15 protein-coding genes are annotated in these 17,914 nt (G+C 70.6%); 9 read left to right on the forward strand and 6 right to left on the reverse strand.

What is annotated here, in order from left to right; translation table 11 throughout:
- The first annotated feature begins 1 nt into the window (after position 1).
- The 5 genes from LE548_RS29070 to LE548_RS29090 all read left to right on the forward strand — a co-directional run bounded on the left by LE548_RS29070 (position 2) and on the right by LE548_RS29090 (position 4,037).
- Positions 2-949, forward strand: a complete 948-nt coding sequence (locus LE548_RS29070; RefSeq protein ID WP_225099923.1) for a MerR family transcriptional regulator — start codon at positions 2-4, stop codon at positions 947-949.
- Between the two features lie 120 nt (positions 950-1,069).
- Positions 1,070-1,633: an RNA 2'-phosphotransferase gene (locus tag LE548_RS29075; protein ID WP_225099924.1), complete on the forward strand. Its 564-nt coding sequence runs from the start codon at positions 1,070-1,072 to the stop codon at positions 1,631-1,633.
- A gap of 25 nt (positions 1,634-1,658) precedes the next feature.
- Positions 1,659-2,129, forward strand: a complete 471-nt coding sequence (locus LE548_RS29080; protein ID WP_225099925.1) for a hypothetical protein — start codon at positions 1,659-1,661, stop codon at positions 2,127-2,129.
- Positions 2,130-2,171: 42 nt separating this feature from the next.
- Entirely contained in the window at positions 2,172-3,074 is a 903-nt protein-coding gene (locus tag LE548_RS29085) for an LLM class flavin-dependent oxidoreductase (RefSeq protein ID WP_225099926.1), read from the forward strand.
- Positions 3,075-3,149: 75 nt separating this feature from the next.
- Entirely contained in the window at positions 3,150-4,037 is an 888-nt protein-coding gene (locus LE548_RS29090) for a Cof-type HAD-IIB family hydrolase (protein WP_225099927.1), read from the forward strand.
- Positions 4,038-4,069: 32 nt separating this feature from the next.
- Here the strand turns inward: LE548_RS29090 and cydD are convergent, their stop codons facing one another.
- The 3 genes from cydD to LE548_RS29105 are packed head-to-tail and all read right to left on the reverse strand — an operon-like array spanning position 4,070 to position 10,200.
- Positions 4,070-7,609 carry a thiol reductant ABC exporter subunit CydD gene (cydD, locus tag LE548_RS29095; RefSeq protein WP_225099928.1) on the reverse strand — a complete coding sequence of 1,180 codons (3,540 nt, stop codon included), beginning with the start codon at positions 7,607-7,609 and terminating at the stop codon, positions 4,070-4,072.
- Between the two features lie 59 nt (positions 7,610-7,668).
- On the reverse strand, positions 7,669-8,676 hold the full coding sequence (cydB, locus tag LE548_RS29100; protein ID WP_225099929.1) for a cytochrome d ubiquinol oxidase subunit II: 1,008 nt from the start codon (positions 8,674-8,676) through the stop codon (positions 7,669-7,671).
- 15 nt (positions 8,677-8,691) lie between these two features.
- Positions 8,692-10,200: a cytochrome ubiquinol oxidase subunit I gene (locus LE548_RS29105; protein ID WP_225099930.1), complete on the reverse strand. Its 1,509-nt coding sequence runs from the start codon at positions 10,198-10,200 to the stop codon at positions 8,692-8,694.
- Between the two features lie 208 nt (positions 10,201-10,408).
- Here LE548_RS29105 and LE548_RS29110 point away from each other — a divergent pair, with 208 nt between their 5' ends.
- Entirely contained in the window at positions 10,409-10,786 is a 378-nt protein-coding gene (locus LE548_RS29110; protein ID WP_225099931.1) for a cyclophilin-like fold protein, read from the forward strand.
- A 13-nt stretch (positions 10,787-10,799) separates the two neighbouring features.
- On the opposite strand, the gene hisC is transcribed toward LE548_RS29110, so the two are convergent.
- Positions 10,800-11,879 carry a histidinol-phosphate transaminase gene (gene hisC, locus LE548_RS29115; RefSeq protein WP_225099932.1) on the reverse strand — a complete coding sequence of 360 codons (1,080 nt, stop codon included), beginning with the start codon at positions 11,877-11,879 and terminating at the stop codon, positions 10,800-10,802.
- A 431-nt stretch (positions 11,880-12,310) separates the two neighbouring features.
- On the opposite strand from hisC, the gene LE548_RS29120 reads away from it, so the two are divergent.
- From LE548_RS29120 to LE548_RS29130, 3 genes are all read left to right on the forward strand, one after another.
- Positions 12,311-13,423, forward strand: a complete 1,113-nt coding sequence (locus LE548_RS29120; protein WP_225099933.1) for a LacI family DNA-binding transcriptional regulator — start codon at positions 12,311-12,313, stop codon at positions 13,421-13,423.
- Between the two features lie 275 nt (positions 13,424-13,698).
- Positions 13,699-14,778, forward strand: coding sequence for a metallophosphoesterase (locus LE548_RS29125; protein WP_225099934.1), 1,080 nt, complete (start codon positions 13,699-13,701; stop codon positions 14,776-14,778).
- 180 nt (positions 14,779-14,958) lie between these two features.
- Positions 14,959-15,828: a hypothetical protein gene (locus LE548_RS29130; protein ID WP_225099935.1), complete on the forward strand. Its 870-nt coding sequence runs from the start codon at positions 14,959-14,961 to the stop codon at positions 15,826-15,828.
- Between the two features lie 84 nt (positions 15,829-15,912).
- On the opposite strand, the gene LE548_RS29135 is transcribed toward LE548_RS29130, so the two are convergent.
- Both LE548_RS29135 and LE548_RS29140 read right to left on the reverse strand, forming a co-directional pair.
- Positions 15,913-16,563: a hypothetical protein gene (locus tag LE548_RS29135; RefSeq protein WP_225099936.1), complete on the reverse strand. Its 651-nt coding sequence runs from the start codon at positions 16,561-16,563 to the stop codon at positions 15,913-15,915.
- Positions 16,563-17,849 (reverse strand): DUF4241 domain-containing protein, encoded by a 1,287-nt coding sequence (locus tag LE548_RS29140; protein WP_225099937.1) that lies wholly within the window; start codon positions 17,847-17,849, stop codon positions 16,563-16,565. Before LE548_RS29140 ends, LE548_RS29135 begins: the two co-directional genes overlap by 1 nt.
- Positions 17,850-17,914 lie beyond the last annotated feature (65 nt).

The following is a 17,914-nucleotide window of genomic DNA, read 5'->3' on the forward strand; positions in this document are numbered from 1 at the left end:
CATGACCGGGGCGCCGCCCGCGCGGACGTACCGCATCGAGGATCTCGCGCACCACACCGCGACGACGGTACGGACCATCCGCGCCTACCAGGACCGCGGTCTGCTCCCCCGGCCCGAGCGCCGGGGGCGGGCCAACGTCTACTCCGAGGCGCACGTCACCCGGCTTCACCAGATCGCCCACCTCCTCGACCGCGGCTACACCCTGGCCTCGATCAAGGAGCTGCTGGAGGCCTGGGACACCGGCCGGGGCCTGGGCGGGGTGCTGGGCCTGGTCACCGAGGTCGACGGCCCCTGGACGGACGAACGCCCCGATCGCGTCACCCGTGCCGAACTCGACGCCCGCTTCGGCGGCACGCCCGACGACGACGCCGTGGCGGAGGCGGTCGAGCTGGGCGTGCTGGAGCGGATCGACGGCGACCCGGACACGTTCCTGGTGCCGAGCCCCCAAGAGCTGTCCGTGGCCGTCGAGTTGCATGCGGCCGGAGTCCCGCTGTCCGCGATCTCGGGCCATCTGCGGGAGTTGAGGGGCCAGGTCGAGCACATCGCCGCCCGTTTCCTGGAGTTCACCACCGAGTATGTCTTCGCGCGCTACCTGGACGATCCCGGTCACCGCACGGACGCGCACGCGGCGGAGGCGGCCTCCCTCGTGCGCCGGCTGCGGCCCCTGGCACAGCAGACGCTGGAGGCCGAACTCGCGCGCGCCATGCGCACTTTGGCCACTCGGCACTTGCGCACGCATCTGGTCGCGGAGAAGCCGGCTGATGATCCGGTCGCCACTCGTTCCGTGTCCGTGCCCGCCGGGGTGATCGCCGCTGTGAAAAGGCTTGTTGGCCCCGGGCATGTGTCCGAGTTCATCGCACTGGCGGCCGAACGAGAGGTCAGAGCACGGGCGTTGGACCGGCTGTCCACAGATTCCTTTGCAGCCAAGGAACTTCGTGAATCACCCTAAATGGTATGTCACTTGTCCACAGATTCGCCAATTCCCCTGTGGATAACCTCACTTGGTTGTGGATCAAACCTGCCAACAAAAAAACCTGCGTGATCAGCGTCTCGCGCGCACGCTGGACACATGAACGAAAGACCCATCGACGACAGACGCACCGTGAAGGTGTCGAAGTACCTCTCCCGGCACCTGCGTCACCAGCCGGAGCGGATCGGGCTCGCCCCGGACCCGGCCGGCTGGGTGGAGATCGACACCCTGATCGCCGCGGCCGCCGCCCACGGCTTCCCGTTCACGCGCGAGGAGCTGGACCACGTGGTGGCCGCCAACGACAAACAGCGCTTCGCGATCGAGGGCGGCAGAATCCGCGCCAGCCAGGGCCACAGCATCGAGGTCGACCTCGGACTGCCCCCGGTGACCCCGCCGCCGTACCTCTACCACGGGACCGTCGCGCGCAATCTGGACGCGATCCGCGCACAGGGGCTCAGGCCCATGAACCGGCACGACGTGCACCTCTCCGCCGACCGCGAGACCGCCACCCGGGTCGGCGCCCGCCGCGGCCGCCCCGTGGTGCTCGCCGTGGACGCGGGCGCCATGCACCGGGACGGCCATGTGTTCCGCGTCAGCGCCAACGGGGTCTGGCTGACGGAGGCCGTACCGCCGCGCTACCTGCGGTTTCCCGGACGCCGGTGAGCGGTGGTGCCGTGACCGCGATGCCATGATCAGTGGTATGGACCACTCGCCCGAGCATCTGCCGACCACCCAGGCCGCCGTCAACGCCCTGCGCGACCTCGCCGCCCGCTACGCGCGCGAGATCGAGGTGACCGACGACATCGGCGCCGACCAGACCTCGCGGCGCAGCGCCGCGGGCATCGGGACGACCACGGACCCGGACGGCTCCCTGCCGCACGAGGCATACGTCGAGTTCGGCGGCCTGCCCCGGGTGAGCGTGCGGCTCTACCCGGACGACGACGCGCTGATCACCGTCGAGGGCGTCGAGTGCCCCGACATCGCGCGCGACGACGTGCCGGCCTTCCTCCGTTCCGTCTTCGACGGCCTCGCCCGCGTCAAGGCGCGCCGCTTCCCGCCCGGCTACCGCCTGGTCGTCCCGCTGCCCGGCGACCGCACGCACATCGAGTACGTGCCGATGATCCTGCTCAGTCCGTGGCTGAGCCGGAACATTCGGTGACCGTTTCGTCCGCTGTCGGTGGGTCCGCTTACCCTCGACCGCATGAGCCTGCGTCTGAGCACCGTGATCCTGCCCCACCGCCGCTGGAGCGAAGGCGGCCGTTCCGCCTGGACCCGGGCCGAGCAGCTCGGCTTCCACACCGCGTACACCTACGACCACCTGTCCTGGCGCAGCTTCCGTGACGGCCCGTGGTTCGGCGCGGTCCCGACGCTGACCGCCGCCGCCGGCGTCACCGAGCGCCTCCGCCTCGGCACGCTGGTGACCTCGCCGAACTTCCGGCACCCGGTGACCCTCGCCAAGGAGCTGATCTCCCTTGACGACATCTCCGGCGGCCGGATCACCCTCGGCATCGGCGCCGGCGGCACCGGCTTCGACGCCACCGCGCTCGGCCAGGAGCCGTGGAGCCCGCGCGAACGCGCCGACCGCTTCGCCGAGTTCGTGCCGCTGCTCGACCGGCTGCTCACCGAGGACGCGGTGTCGTACGAGGGCCGGTTCTACTCGGCGGTCGAGGCGCGGAACATCCCGGGCTGCGTCCAGCGTCCCCGGCTGCCGTTCGCGGTGGCGGCCACCGGCCCGCGCGGCCTCAGGCTCGCCGCGCGGCACGGGCAGGCGTGGGTCACCACGGGCGACCCGAAGCTGTACGAGACGGGCACCCCGGAGCAGTCCGTCGAGGCCCTGCGCGGCCAGCTCGGCAAGCTGTCCGAGGCCTGCGCGGCCGTCGGGCGGGACGTGGCCGAGCTGGACAAGATCCTGCTCACCGGCTTCACCCCGGACCGCGGCACGCCGCTTCAGTCCCTGGACGCCTTCGTGGACTTCGCCGGCCGGCACCGGGACCTGGGCTTCACCGAGATCGTGATCCACTGGCCCATCCCGGACTCCGACTTCGCCGCGGAAGAGAAGGTCTTCGAGCAGATCGCCATGGAGGGCCTCGCCCAACTGGGCTGACGCCGGGGACCGTCCGGTCCGCAGAACGTCATCTGTGTCTCATCTGCGCGGAGTCCCGCACGGGCGTGCGGGCATATGCGCGAGAATGGGCCGGTGACCTCAGCGACCAGACAGCCCGGGACCCCTGCCGCCGCCGTGCCCCCGCGGCTGATCGCCACCGACCTCGACGGCACCCTGCTGCGCGACGACAAATCGGTCTCCCCGCGGACCGTCGCCGCGCTCGCCGCCGCCGAGGAAGCGGGCATCGAGGTCTTCTTCGTCACCGGCCGCCCGGCCCGCTGGATGGACGTCGTCAGCGACCACGTCCACGGCCATGGCCTGGCGATCTGCGGCAACGGCGCCGCCGTGGTCGATCTGCACGGCGGCCCCGGCGCCCACCGCTTCGTCAAGGTGCGCGAGCTGGACCGCGCGGGCGCCCTGGACGCCGTACGACGGCTGCGCACGGCGGCACCCGGCACGGTGTTCGCAGTGGAGCAGACGTACGGCTTCCACCAGGAACCCGACTATCCCAAGCTGCACATGGAGATACCGGACAACCTCCTGCCCGCCGAGCGGCTCCTCGCCCCCGACGGACCGGACGCCGACCAGCCCGTGCTCAAGATCCTGGCCTACCACCCGGACCTCGACCCGGACGCCTTCCTCGCCCTCGCCCGGGTCGCGATCGCCGACCGCGCCAACGTCACCCGCTCCAGCCCCAGCGCCCTGCTGGAACTGAGCGGCCCCGAGGTCTCCAAGGCCAGCACGCTCGCCCTGTGCTGTGCCGAACGCGGCATCTCGCACGAGGAGGTCGTCGCCTTCGGAGACATGCCCAACGACCTGGAGATGCTGACCTGGGCCGGCCGGTCGTACGCGATGGGCAACGCCCACCCGGACGTCATCGCCGCCGCGTCGGGCCGTACGGTCGCCAACAACGAGGACGGGGTGGCGGTCGTCATCGAGGAACTGCTCGCGGAACGTTTCTAGCATCCCGCTGGAGCTCAGCGGGCCTATGTGGCTCAGTGGGGCGCCTCCGCCCCCACCAGCGCCTCCGTCTCCTCCTCCCGCAGCGCCATCGTCCGCAGCGGCCCCTCCACCGCGACAAGTTCCGCGTACGCACCCCGCTGCACCACACGGCCCGCATCGAGGACGATCACCTCGTCCACCGCGTCCAGCCCCGCCAGCCGGTGGGTGATCAGCAGCGTCGTACGGCCCTCCGTGGCGGCCAGCAGGTCGGCCGTGAGCGCGTCCGCAGTCGGCAGGTCCAGATGCTCGGCGGGCTCGTCGAGGACCAGGACGGGGAAGTCGGCCAGCAGCGCGCGGGCCAGCGCGAGCCGCTGCCGCTGACCACCGGACAGCCGTGCCCCGTGCTCGCCGACGAGCGTGTCCAGGCCGTCGGGCAGCCCGTCCACCCAGTCCAGCAGCCGGGCCCGGGCCAGCGCCCGGCGCAGCTCGGCCTCGGTGGCGTCCTTCCTGGCCAGCAGGAGGTTCTCACGCACCGAGCTGTCGAAGAGATGCGCGTCCTGCGCACACAGCCCGACCAGCCGCCGTACGTCGTCACCGGCCAGCGCGTACGCGTCGACACCGGCGAGCGTGTACGTGCCCTCTTCCGGGTCGAGGAAGCGCAGCAGCACCTGGGCGAGGGTCGTCTTGCCGGCGCCGGAGGCCCCGACCACGGCGATCCGCCGCCCCTCCGCCAGCGTGAGATCGAACTGGGCCAGCGCCTCTCGGCGCTGCCCCTCGTACCGTGCGCCGAGTCCCTTGAGCACCAGCGGGAACGGCGAGGCGGGCGCCTGCCGCGGCCGATCCGGCTCGCGTACCGGCTCCGGGGCGTCGAGCACCTCGTACACCCGCTCCGCGCTCCGCCGCACCCGCTGCCGGTGGCGCACGGCGAGCGGCATGCCCAGTACGGCTTCGAAGGCCGCCAGGGGAGTGAGGACGACCACGGCCATCGCCACGCCGCTGAGCCGGCCCGCGGCCACCGCCTGAGCACCGGACAGTGCCGCGGCCGTCACGGTCAGCCCGGAGATCAGCGCGGTCAGCCCGTCACCGAGCGCGGTGGCCACGGCGGCGCGCGAGGCGATCCGCGTGAGCGTGCCGTCGGCGCGCCGGGCCGCGTCCTTACGGGCGGGCAGCGCACCGGCGACGGTCAGCTCCGCGGTGCCGGTGAGGAGGTCGGTGACGCGGATGGCGAGCATGCCCCGGGCCGGCGCCAGACGCCGCTCGGCCCGCCGGGCCACGGCCGCGGTGACGAGCGGGACACCAACACCGGCCGCCACAAGGCCCACGGCGAGGGCGGCTCCGGCCTCGGGCAGCAGCCAGGCCGTGAAGCCGACGGAGGCGGCGGAGACGGCGACGGCGACCGATGCGGGCAGCAGCCAGCGCAGCCAGTAGTCCTGGAACGCGTCCACGTCCGCGACCAGCCGGGTGAGCAGATCACCGCGGCGCGCGCTGCGCAGCCCGGCGGGCGCGAGACGCTCCAGCCGCCGGTAGACGGCAACCCGGGTGTCCGCCAGCATCCGCAGCACCGCGTCGTGCGACACCAGCCGCTCGCCATACCGGAAGACGGCCCGCCCGATCCCGAAGGCCCGCGTGGCGGTCACGGCCACCATCAGATACAGCACGGGCGGCTGCTGCGAGGCCCGCGAGATGAGCCACCCGGACGTCGCCATCAGCCCGACAGCACAGCCGAGCGCCAACCCCCCGAGCAGCAGAGCCACCCCGAGCCGCCCCCGCCAAGCCCCGCCAAGCGCCCGCACCCGAGCAAGCACACTCCGGCTCCGCCCAGAAACGTGCGCCTGCCCTCCAGAGCCACTGCCCGAGCCCGCCGACCCACTCTCCAGCCCATCAAGCTGGGTGGCCGGTGGGCGAGGGCGGGGGTGCAGGGGGCGGGGGCCCGGGGAGCCGAGCTCCCTGGGTGTGTGACTGTCCTTCAGGCGCACCACTCGATCCGCGACGTCGAGCAACGCCGGCCGATGCACAACAAGCAGCACCGTACGACCGACAGCAAGCCTCCGTACCGCGGCAACGACCTCCCCCTCGGTCGCCCCGTCCAGCGCAGCCGTCGGCTCATCCAGCAACAGCACAGGCCGATCGGCAAGAAACGCCCGCGCCAACGCCAGCCGCTGCCGCTGCCCCGCCGACAACCCGGCTCCGTACTCGCCGAGCACGGTATCGACGCCCTCGGGCAACGCGTCCACGAACTCCAGCGCCCCCGCGTCCCGCAGCGCCCGCCGTACGGCACCGTCGTCCGCGCCGGGCCGGGCCAGTCGTACGTTCTCCGCGATGGTCCCGGCGTACAGATGCGGCCGCTGCGGCACCCAGGCGATCCGGGACCTCCACTCCTCCAGGTCCAGCCCTGCCAGGTCCGCACCGCCGACCCTCACTCGCCCCGCGGCGGGCTCCACAAACCCCAGCAGCACGTTCAGCAGCGTCGACTTGCCCACCCCGCTCGGCCCCACCAGCGCGACCGTCTCACCGGGCTCCACGGTGAAGGACACATCGGTCACGGCATCGGCGGAACGGCCGGGATAGCGGACGGTCACCCCCTCGAACTCGAAGGCCACCGCACCCGCGGGCACCGTTCCGGCACCGGACGTCGGCACCGGCGTCTCCAGCACCGTGAAGATCTCCTCTGCGGCGGCCAGCCCCTCCGCCGCCGCGTGATACTGCGCACCGACCTGACGCAACGGAAGGTAGGCCTCGGGCGCCAGCACCAGGATCACGAGGCCGATGTACAGATCCATGTCCCCGTGGACGAGCCGCATGCCGATCGTCACCGCGACCAGCGCCACCGACAGCGTGGCGAGCAGTTCCAGCGCGAACGAGGAGAGGAAGGCGATCCGCAGGGTCCGCATGGTCGCCTGCCGGTACTCACCGGTGATCCTGCGGATGGACTCGGCCTGCGCCTTGGCCCGGCCGAACACCTTCAGCGTGGGCAGGCCCGCGACCACGTCCAGGAAGTGACCGGACAACCGGGACAGCAGCTGCCACTGACGGTCCGTCCGGGACTGGGTGGCCCAGCCGATCAGCACCATGAAGAGCGGGATGAGCGGCAGGGTGCCGACAATGATCGCCGCAGAGACCCAGTCCTCGGTGACGATCCGCGCCAGCACCGCCACCGGCACGACCACCGCAAGCCCCAACTGCGGCAGATAGCGCGAGAAGTAGTCGTCCAGGGCGTCCACACCCCGCGTGGCCAGGGTGACCAGCGAACCGGTCCGCTGACCGCTCAGCCAGCCTGGACCGAGCGCCGCCGCCCGGTCCAGGAGCCGTCCGCGCAGCTCGGACTTCACCGCCGCGCTCGCCCGGTGAGCGGCCAGTTCCGTGAGCCAGGAGACCATCGCCCGGCCGCCGGCGACGGCCGCCAACAGCAGCAGGGGAGTACGCAGCTCGGCAATGGACTGCCCGTGCTGGAAGGCACCGACGACGACCTCGGCGATGAGCATCGCCTGGGCGATGACCAGCCCCGCACCGACGGCCCCCAGGCCGACGACCGCCACGAGGAAGAGCCGGGTGGCGCGGGCGTAGCGCAGCAGACGTGGATCGATTGGTTTCACGTGAAACGTGCCCTTCGGTCCAGAGGGTGTGTTTCACGTGAAACACACCCTCGGCGGACTCAGTGCGCGATATCGGCGGCGAGGTGCTGCGTGCCGATCCGTTTGCGGAACACCCAGTAGGTCCAGCCCTGGTAGAGCAGGACGAGCGGGAGGGCGATCCCCGCACACCACGTCATGATCTTCAGGGTGTACGGGCTCGACGAGGCGTTGGTGACCGTCAGGCTCCAGTCCCCGTTCAGGGTGGACGGCATGACGTTGGGGAAGAGCGACAGGAAGAGCATCGCCACGGCGGCCACGATGGTGAGGCCGGACAGGGCGAATGACCATCCCTCACGCCCGGCCTGGTTGGCCACCAGCGCGGCGACCAGCGCGGCGACCGCCACGATCAGGGCCGCCAGGCTCCGGCCGTTGCCGGTGTGAGCCTGCGTCCACAGCAGGAACGCGAGCGCCGCCACGGCGGTGACGAGACCGACCCGCAGGGCCAGCTTGCGTGCCCTCACCCGGATGTCCCCCACGGTCTTGAGCGCGGTGAACACCGCCCCGTGGAAGGTGAAGAGCGTGAGCGTGACCAGACCGCCGAGCAGGGCGTAGGGGTTCAGCAGGTCCCAGACGGTGCCGACGTACTCGAAGTGCTGGTCGATCTTCACTCCCCGCACGATGTTCCCGAAGGCCACGCCCCACAGGAACGCCGGGATCAGCGAGGTCCAGAAGATCGCATGCTCCCAGTTGCGCTGCCAGTTCTCCTCGGGCCGCTTCGCCCGGTACTCGAAGGCGACGCCCCGGACGATCAGGCAGACCAGGATGACCAGCAGGGGCAGATAGAAGCCGGAGAAGAGGGTGGCGTACCACTCCGGGAAGGCCGCGAAGGTCGCGCCGCCCGCGGTGAGCAGCCACACTTCGTTGCCGTCCCAGACAGGCCCGATCGTGTTGATCAGCACCCGCCGTTCCGGCCGGTCCCGGGCCAGCAGCTTGGTGAGGATGCCGACTCCGAAGTCGAAGCCCTCCAGGAAGAAGTAGCCGGTCCACAGGACGGCGATGAGGACGAACCAGACGTCGTGAAGATGCATGACTGTTCCCCCGGCCTAGTAAGAGAAGGCCATCGGCTTGTCGGCGTCACGGGTGTCGCCGCCGATCTTCGTGGGCGGGTTGAGGTCCGCCTCGGTCAGCTCGGGCGGGCCGGCCTTGACGTACTTCGCGAGCAGCTTGACCTCGATCACCGCAAGGATCGCGTACAGCGACGTAAAGACGATCATCGAGGTGAGGACCTCGGCCTGGGAGACCCCGGGGGAGACCGCGTCGCGGGTCTGGAAGACGCCGTAGACGGCCCAGGGCTGGCGGCCCGTCTCGGTGAAGATCCAGCCCCAGGAGTTGGCGATCAGCGGGAAGGCCAGGGTCCAGGTCGCGATCCGCCAGTACCAGGGCGACAGCTTCGGGCTGAGCGCCTTGTTCTTGAACAGCACCAGATGCGGCACCTCGTCCTCACCGACCCGCAGATGCTTGGGCAGCAGGAACTTCTTGCGGGTCAGCCACAGTCCGGCCAGACCGATCGCGAAGGAGGCCATCCCGAAGCCGATCATCCAGCGGAAGCCCCAGAAGGCGACCGGGATGTTGGGCCGGTAGTCACCGGGCCCGAACTTCTGCTGCTCGGCCTTGTTGACGTCGTTGATGCCGGGGACGTACGAGGTGAAGTTGTCGTCGGCCAGGAAGGACAGCAGACCGGGGATCTCTATCGCCACGCTGTTGTGGCCCTTCTCCACATCGCCGTAGGCGAAGATCGAGAAGGGCGCCGGCTTCTGACCGTCCCACAGCGCCTCGGCGGAGGCCATCTTCATCGGCTGCTGCTTGTACATGACCTTGCCGAGGGTGTCGCCACTGATCGCCGTGAGCAGACCGGCGATGACCACGGTGACCAGGCCCAGCCGCAGCGAGGTCTTCATCACTCGGATGTGCTTCTTGCGGGCCAGGTGGAAGGCGGCGATGCCGACCATGAAGGCGCCACCGGTGAGGAACGACGCCGCCAGGGTGTGGAAGGCCTGACTGAGCGCGGTGTTCTGGGTCAGCACGGCCCAGAAGTCGGTCAGCTCGGCGCGGTGCCTGGCCTTGTCGATCTTGTAGCCGACCGGGTGCTGCATCCAGGAGTTGGCCGCGAGGATGAAGTAGGCCGACAGGATCGTGCCGATCGAGACCATCCATATACAGGCCAGGTGGATCTTCTTGGGCAGCTTGTCCCAGCCGAAGATCCACAGGCCGATGAAGGTGGACTCGAAGAAGAACGCGATCAGCGACTCGAAGGCGAGCGGGGCCCCGAAGATGTCACCGACGAAGCGCGAGTAGTCGGACCAGTTCATGCCGAACTGGAACTCCTGCACGATGCCGGTGACCACGCCCATGGCGATGTTGATCAGGAAGAGCTTGCCCCAGAACTTTGTCGCCTTGAGGTACTTCTCCTTCTCCGTGCGTACCCAGGCTGTCTGGAGCCCGGCCGTGAGGGCGGCCAGGGAGATCGTCAGCGGGACGAACAGGAAGTGGTAGACGGTGGTGATGCCGAACTGCCAGCGCGCCAGTGTCTCCGGCGCCAAAGCCAAGTCCACGTCGTCAGCTCCTTACTTCGCCGTGGTGAGCGGCAGTTTGCCCCTTTTGTCGCGCACATCATGGGACAACCGGGACGCGCTTGTGAACGCGTTCACATTCACAAGCCATTATGACGCACTGATTTTCAGCCCGACAGGGCGGGGTGGCCCTAGTGCCACGACGTCAAGACCTTGGCAGCGACTTCAACATCTTGTTGAATTGCGCGCCATGCAGATACGGATCTCCTGGCCCGCGGGAAACACCACCGCGACCCTCGACGCAGACACACCGACCGCGCAGGCCCTCGCCAAGGCACTACCGCTCACCTCCAGCGCCCGCACCTGGGGCGAGGAGGTCTATTTCGGCACAGGTGTCTCTGTTTCACGTGAAACGGACGCACGGCAGGTCGTGGAGCCGGGCACCGTGGCCTTCTGGACGGACGGCGACGCGCTCGCCCTCCCCTACGGCCCCACGCCGATCTCGCGAGGCGAGGAGTGCCGCCTCGCGAGCCCGTGCAACGTCCTCGGGAGCGTGGACGGGGACGCCGCCATCCTGGCGACCGTACGAGACGGCGACCCCATCCGAGTGGAACTGATCGACGAGTAGAGCCGGAGCGGAACTACACCTCCTTGCGGAACGCCTCCGTCACCTTCAGGAAGATGTCGTTCGCCTCGGTCTCGCCGACCGTCACCCGCACACCCTCGCCCGGGAACGGCCGGACCACCACTCCGTGCTGCTCACAGGCCTGCGCGAACGCGACCGTACGCTCCCCCAGCCGCAGCCAGACGAAGTTGGCCTGTGTCTCCGGCACCGTCCAGCCCTGGGCACGCAGCGCGTCGACCACGCGTGTGCGCTCGCACACCAGCGAGCCGACCCGGCCCAGCAGCTCGTCCTCCGCCCGCAGCGAGGCGATCGCCGCCTCCTGCGCCAGCTGGCTCACTCCGAACGGCACCGCGGTCTTGCGCAGCGCCGCCGCAACCGGCTCATGGGCGATCGCGAAACCGACGCGCAGCCCGGCGAGCCCGTAGGCCTTGGAGAAGGTCCGCAGGACGCAGACGTTGGGCCGGTCCCGGTACAGCTCGACGCCGTCGGGCACCTCGGGATCGCGGATGAACTCCCGGTAGGCCTCGTCCAGCACCACCAGCACATCGCCGGGCACCCGGTCGAGGAACCGCTCCAGCTCGGCCCGCCGCACCACCGTGCCGGTCGGGTTGTTGGGGTTGCAGACGAAGATCAGCCGCGTCCGGTCGGTGATCGCGTCCGCCATGGCGTCCAGGTCGTGCACATCACCGGGCGTGAGCGGCACCTGGACCGACCGGGCGCCGCTGATCTGCGTGATGATCGGGTACGCCTCGAAGGAGCGCCAGGCGTAGATCACCTCGTCGCCGGGTCCGCTGGTGGCCTGGACGAGCTGTTGAGCTACGCCCACCGAGCCGGTGCCGGTGGCCAGGTGGGAGAGCGGGACTCCGAAGCGCTCCGACAGCTCGTTCATCAGCCCGGTGCAGGCCATGTCCGGGTAGCGGTTGAAGTCGGCGGCGGCCGCCGTCACGCTCTCCATCACGCCGGGCAGCGGCGGGTACGGGTTCTCGTTGGAGGACAGCTTGTAGGCGACCGGCCCGCCGGCCGCGGCAGGCTTGCCCGGCTTGTAGGTGGGGATACCCTCCAGCTCGGCGCGCAGCTTCGGGCTCGTCTCGCTCACCGCAGTCCTCCTCGCGACCACCGGCGGACCGTCGACGCCGCCGGCTTCCAATACTGCTCACCTTATGAGGATTCGGCTCCGGTGCGTACAGGTGCGGGGACGACAACCGGAGAACCTCGTCTCCCGTCAGCGGCATCGGGGGTATCCCCGTACGAAGGCGTACGTTTCAGGGGGCGCGCCATACATATATCTATGCGCCGGTGGCTCACGCCGTGGCGCGCATCCCCCGTGCAGGTGAGTTGAGACCTCTTCGAGACATCGGGTACTTGGCAGGTCCATACGCGTCACTACATCACGTCCTGCCGCAGGATCGTTCAACTACCTGTATTTCTAAGGTAGTTGACGTCGTATGACCATGCAGAAACGTGCCTGTCAACGCGTGCATATGCGTCCGCACTACCCCACCGCATGAGCCCTACTATCGGCTCGCCATGACAGCAGCAGGGAAGCACCAGGTGAGCCGCGCGGAAACCTCACGTCGAGGCAGCCGGCCGGGCCGGGCGGGCATCAGAGACGTGGCCGCCGCCGCCGGAGTCTCCATCACGACCGTCTCCGACGCCCTCAACGGCAAGGGCCGGCTCCCGGATGCCACCCGGCGCCATGTCCGCGAGGTCGCCGACCGGCTCGGATACCGCCCCTCGGCCGCCGCCCGCACCCTCCGTACCGGCAAGTCGGGTCTGATCGGCCTGACCGTGACGACGTACGGGGATGAACCTTTCACCTTCACGGAGTTCGCCTACTTCGCGGAGATGGCCCGGGCGGCCACCTCGGCCGCGCTCGCCCGCGGCTACGCCCTCGTCATCCTGCCCGCGACCTCACGCCACGACGTGTGGTCCAACGTCGCGCTCGACGGCACCGTTGTCATCGACCCCTCCGACCAGGACCCGGTGGTCAGCGAGCTGGTCCGACAGGGACTGCCGGTCGTCTCCGACGGCCGCCCGGCGGGCACGCTGCCGGTCACCGCCTGGGTCGACAACGACCACGAGGCCGCCGTACTCGGCATCCTCGACCATCTCGCCGCCGCCGGCGCCCGCCGCATCGGCCTGCTCACGGGCACCTCGACGGACACGTACACCCATCTGTCCACCACGGCCTATCTGCGCTGGTGCGAGCGGGTCGGCCAGGACCCGGTCTACGAGGCCTACCCGGCGCACGACCCGTGCGCGGGCGCCGTCGCCGCCGACCGGCTGCTCGCCCGCCCCGACCGGCCCGACGCGGTCTACGGCCTGTTCGACCCCAACGGCACCGACCTGCTCGCCGCCGCCCGCCGCTACGGGCTGCGCGTCCCGGACGACCTGCTGCTGGTGTGCTGCAGCGAGTCCACGGTGTACGCGAGCACCGAGCCGCCCATCACCACGCTCTCCCTGAAGCCCCGCCGCATCGGTACCGCGGTGGTCCAGCTCCTCATCGACGCCATCGAGGGCGTCGAGTCGGACCAGCCGGTCGAGCAGGTGATACCGACCGAGCTGATCGTGCGCACCTCCTCCCAGCGGCGCCCTCCGCGCACGACGGTCAGCCCGCCGCGGACACCGGACGAGACGTGACGTCGTAGCGACGGCAGCGCGGGGGAGTGGGGGCCGGGGGCGGGGACCCGGCGTGCCGGCGACCGGTCGGCAACGGTCCGGTCGGCCCGAAGCGGGCCGGACACCTGCCCAAACCGGGCGAAAGCCGCGGTGAACTGGAGTGTTGTTCCGATTCACCACCCCTGGGTCATCACACGGCGCGACGCGCATTCCTATGATGGGCCCACGACACCGCGGACCGCTGCGACCAGGCAGTCACAAGCGGTGCAGCTGCGGCGCGATGGTGGAGGGGTCTGATGACTCAGGGGGCCGGTCAGGGACCCGAGGTGGAGCGGACGGCGACGTTGCGCGACTTCCGGGTGCCTGCATACGTCCATGAGACCGGTCCGTACGTCCGCACCGCCCATCCGGGCGACACCGTGCCGCCCGCCGACGAGGCGTACCCCGAGGGCTACACGCCCACCCAGCGCGACCTGCCGGTCATCACCCGGGCCGACACGGTCCAGGTCCCCGTCGAGCCCGCGCCCGCTCCCCCGGTACCGCAGCCCGCGACCGGCCCCGGACCGCTGTTCGTCGTCGGAGACGTCCACGGATACCTCGACGAACTGGTGACCGCACTGCGGGAGCAGGGGCTGATCGACGCCTCGGGCCAGTGGTGCGCGGGCACCGCCCGGCTGTGGTTCCTCGGCGACTTCACCGACCGCGGGCCCGACGGCATCGGCGTCATCGACCTGGTCATGCGGCTGTCCGCCGAGGCCGCCGCGGCCGGCGGCTACTGCAAGGCGCTCATGGGCAACCACGAGCTGCTGCTGCTCGGCGCCAAGCGGTTCGGCGACATCCCCGTCAACTCCGGCGCGGGCACCGCCACCTTCCAGGCGGCCTGGCTGCTCAACGGCGGCCAGAAGACCGACATGGACCGCCTCCAGGACCACCATCTGCAGTGGATGGCCCGCCTCGACGCCGTCGAACTCGTCGACGGCTATCTCCTCGTGCACTCGGACACCACGGCCTATCTCGACTACGGCGACTCCATCGAGGCGGTCAACGACACCGTCCGCGAGACCCTCACCCGCAACGACGCGGACGAGTGCTGGGATCTGTTCCGCAAGTTCACCAAGCGCTTCTCCTTCCGCGACGAGGGGGGTGCAGACGCCGTCCGTTCCCTTCTCGATACGTACGGCGGCACCCGGATCGTTCACGGCCACAGCCCGATTCCCTATCTCCTCGGCGAGGTCGGCTCCGAGGACGGCGAGGAGGGCAGCGGCCCGGTCGTGGAGGGGCCGCACGTTTACGCCGACGGCCTCGCCATCGCCATGGACGGCGGAGTGACCATGGCTGGAAAGCTGCTGGTCCGGCAACTGCCGCTGGATAACTGACCGTTCCCCGGGAAGGCGTCCTCGGGTCGGCGTACGCGCAGGCCGGGACGCAATTTCCGCAACCCCCTGTCACCGCGCGCCGTCACGGCTCTACCATCGGCTTATCCGTAGCAGGCTCCCCTCCGTTTCTGCCCGACGGCTCGCCGGCGTGCGAGCCCCAGCCCTACGGAGCATCGGGGGATGCACATGAACAGCGTTCCGCAGCACCTGCAGAGCGAGGACCGCCAGGAATTCGAGCGGCTCCTCGATGAGGCGCTGCGCTCCGCACCACACCGTCCGGAACTGGCCGCTGTCGGACAGCGGCTCAACCCCGAACAGCTGCGCACCATGGCGCTCAACGCCACCGCCCTGATCACGGCGGCCGCCGCGGCCGAGTATGAGCACTACGTCACGGTCCGCGAGGAACTGCGCCACCCGGCGATGGCCCCCGCGGCGACCCCGGGCGATTCCGCTTCCGCGGACCCGGGTCCGGCCGAGGCGGAGCTCGCCACCACCATCGGCGACGCGACGGCCGAGAACACCGGCGCGGGCGCCGTCGCGGTCGTCGCCGTGCTGGCTCCCGTCCTGTCCGGCACGGCCGCGGCGATATTCCTGCTCATCGGCTACATCCTGAAGACGCTGAATCCCGGCCAGACCTTCGCCGAGACCATGCTCACCGCCGGCTGGGTCTTCGGCGCCGTGACCGTGGCCGCGGTCCTGGTCGCCGCCGTCGGACTGCTTCTCACCGCCCTGCGCAACAGCAACTCGGAGCAGGCCCAGGCGCTGAACGCGGCGCACCAGGAGCTGGACAGGTCCAGAGAGGCCTGGCGCAGCGCCCTGCTGGAGCGCGGCATCCTGCCGTTTCTACGGGAGGCGCTCGCCGAGCCCGGCCCCGCCCCCGCGCGCCTGCGCACGACCCCGCCCGCCCCGCCCGGCCGGATGCCCCGCCTGGGCTACGGCCGCCCCGGCTTCAGCAGCCCCGACGACGGCACCGGCTCCAGCCACCCGAGCTTCACCAGCCCGGACTACACCAGCCCGGACTTCGGCGGCCCTGAGCACCAGCCGGAGTGACCGCGCGGCAGCCTGCGGCCCGGGTGCCCCGGGGTGGCGAGTTCGCCGTACCCGGGATCCGGGTTCACCAGCGGTATGTGCCGTTCAGTACCACCGGCTGAACGCCGCGACGCCCAGACCCGCCTCGACCGCATGGCGCAGCACCTCCAGCGGACCGTCCAGCAGCTCCTCCGCGGCGAACCCGGGTGCGTCACCCATCCCAGTCATCCAGTCGCCGATCCGGCCCAGCACCACCGCGCGCCGCTCACCGTCGATCCGCAGGGCCCGCTCGGCGTCGGGCAGGGCGGCGCGCACATCGTCGGCGGGGAGCAGGAAGTCGCCGAACCAGCCCGGCAGAAGCCCGGCCGCCTCGGCTCCCAGACCGTAGTACAGCGCGGCAACCGGACTCGCCTTGCGGGCGACCGCGCAGAACACCCCGGCGGATCCCTCTGCCGGCATCAGCTCCAGGCTCGCGTCCCGTATCGCCTCCGTCGCGGCGGTCTCCGGATGGGCGCCATGGACGAAATCCGCGAACCGTCTCCCCGCAGCGGTGGGCAGCAGAACCGCCGGATCGCTCCCGTCCCGTGCGAAGAAGGGCTCGCCGGCACAGCCCTCGCTCCACCAGGCCAGTGTCTCCGCGAAGCCCTCCGGTCTGCGGAAGTCTCCCTCCGCGACCAGATGGACGAACTCGTCCGGCAGCGACACCGCGGCCCGGTCGGGCACGGCACCGACCACCCACATCCCGAGCGAGCTCATCACACTGCTCCGAGGATCCTGAGGTCCGGGAGGTACACGCACGCGACCGCGATCGCGACCGGCTTCCCGGCGGCCGAACGACCCAGCCACACCGGCCACACCCCGTCCCCACCGGTGGGGAAGTGGATGAGGTCGCCGCCGGTCGCACTGTCCGACGTGCGTACATAGCTGCTGTCGGCGATCGGCTCCCCGGCGTCTTCCTCTCCCTCCATGCTGTAGCGCCGGTACTTGTCCGCGAGCACGGACCACGCGGCGGAGTCGGCGAAGCTGCCCAGAGCGGCATCGGTGGGGAAACCGTAGGCCTCGTCGTCCCGCAGCAGCCTGGCGTCCTCGCCCTCGGCGAGCGCCAGCTCCCAGGTGGCCGCCGGTTCCTCGTCGATCAGGAGCCGTACGGCGGCCCCCTCCTCCACCGGGAACACCTCGCCCGCGTACTCCAGCTCATAGCTGAGGATGGCCTCCTGCAGCGGGTAGGCGCCCGGCGGAATGCGCTCCCGCAGCTCGCGTTGCCTGCCGTCGTCCGTCGTCAGCGGGCAGGCGACGGCGAGTCTGCCGCTGGGCACCCGCAGCACGGCGATCTCCCGCACGGCGTGCACGGTCATCTCCGGCTGGTCCTTCGTCGCCACGCGCGTGCCAGGCCGGAACAACTCGCTCAGGTGCGGCGGAGCGGCCGGGCGCGGCGGCAGCCAGGGGGACAGAGCCGCTGCGGCGCCGTCCGCAGGGGAAGCCTCCAGGGTGGCCTCCGGGTCGTCCGCGTGCCGGCCGCACAGGGACGGCTCGGACAGGAGCAGGCTTCCGACACCGCCTGCGCCGAACTCCGCCCGGTCCCGCCGACGGTCCGCTTCCGGCACCTCCACGCGCCCGTGCCGCGACGGGCCCAGGGCACCCTGCGGCTCGAATACCGTTCTCCCCCTGCCGTCCGGTTCGAGGTCCGTCCTGGTGCGCCAGACGTCCTTCGCGAACTCGGCCTGGTCCAGGGAGTCGTAGCGCCACTGCGCGCGGCGGCGCAGGAGCAGGCGCCCCGGTTCGAGCAGCCGCCAGTCCAGCTCCTGAGTACGGCGGCCCCGCTCGTCGTACGCCCACACACCCACGTAATGATCGCCCCAGGCCACCAGGTGCACCTCCACAGGTACGGTGCGCCCCGGCACCCGATGGACCATCACATACGGCTCGCCCGCCCGGTCCCGCGCCTCTGCCTCGGACCGCGAGAGCGGTTCCAGGGCACTGCACGAGGACAGATCCCATCCCTTCGCGTACGACACCAGCGCGGTGCGTCCGTCGTCAGCCATCACAAGTCCCCCTCGATACCCCATGGATTGCCCCGCCGCTACGCAGCGTAACGCCCGCCACTGAC

The sequence above is a fragment of the Streptomyces sp. CoH27 genome, from assembly GCF_020181035.1.
Classification (GTDB): Bacteria; Actinomycetota; Actinomycetes; order Streptomycetales; family Streptomycetaceae; genus Streptomyces; species Streptomyces camelliae.

What these genes read in the sequence shown, in the direction of transcription:
- LE548_RS29070 (WP_225099923.1), top strand. Translation starts at nt 2, where the DNA reads ATGACCGGGGCGCCGCCCGCGCGGACGTACCGCATCGAGGATCTCGCG.
- LE548_RS29075 (WP_225099924.1), top strand. Translation starts at nt 1,070, where the DNA reads ATGAACGAAAGACCCATCGACGACAGACGCACCGTGAAGGTGTCGAAG.
- LE548_RS29080 (WP_225099925.1), top strand. Translation starts at nt 1,659, where the DNA reads ATGATCAGTGGTATGGACCACTCGCCCGAGCATCTGCCGACCACCCAG.
- LE548_RS29085 (WP_225099926.1), top strand. Translation starts at nt 2,172, where the DNA reads ATGAGCCTGCGTCTGAGCACCGTGATCCTGCCCCACCGCCGCTGGAGC.
- LE548_RS29090 (WP_225099927.1), top strand. Translation starts at nt 3,150, where the DNA reads ATGCGCGAGAATGGGCCGGTGACCTCAGCGACCAGACAGCCCGGGACC.
- cydB (WP_225099929.1), bottom strand. Translation starts at nt 8,676, where the DNA reads ATGCATCTTCACGACGTCTGGTTCGTCCTCATCGCCGTCCTGTGGACC.
- LE548_RS29110 (WP_225099931.1), top strand. Translation starts at nt 10,409, where the DNA reads ATGCAGATACGGATCTCCTGGCCCGCGGGAAACACCACCGCGACCCTC.
- LE548_RS29120 (WP_225099933.1), top strand. Translation starts at nt 12,311, where the DNA reads ATGACAGCAGCAGGGAAGCACCAGGTGAGCCGCGCGGAAACCTCACGT.
- LE548_RS29125 (WP_225099934.1), top strand. Translation starts at nt 13,699, where the DNA reads ATGACTCAGGGGGCCGGTCAGGGACCCGAGGTGGAGCGGACGGCGACG.
- LE548_RS29130 (WP_225099935.1), top strand. Translation starts at nt 14,959, where the DNA reads ATGCACATGAACAGCGTTCCGCAGCACCTGCAGAGCGAGGACCGCCAG.
- LE548_RS29135 (WP_225099936.1), bottom strand. Translation starts at nt 16,563, where the DNA reads ATGAGCTCGCTCGGGATGTGGGTGGTCGGTGCCGTGCCCGACCGGGCC.
- LE548_RS29140 (WP_225099937.1), bottom strand. Translation starts at nt 17,849, where the DNA reads ATGGCTGACGACGGACGCACCGCGCTGGTGTCGTACGCGAAGGGATGG.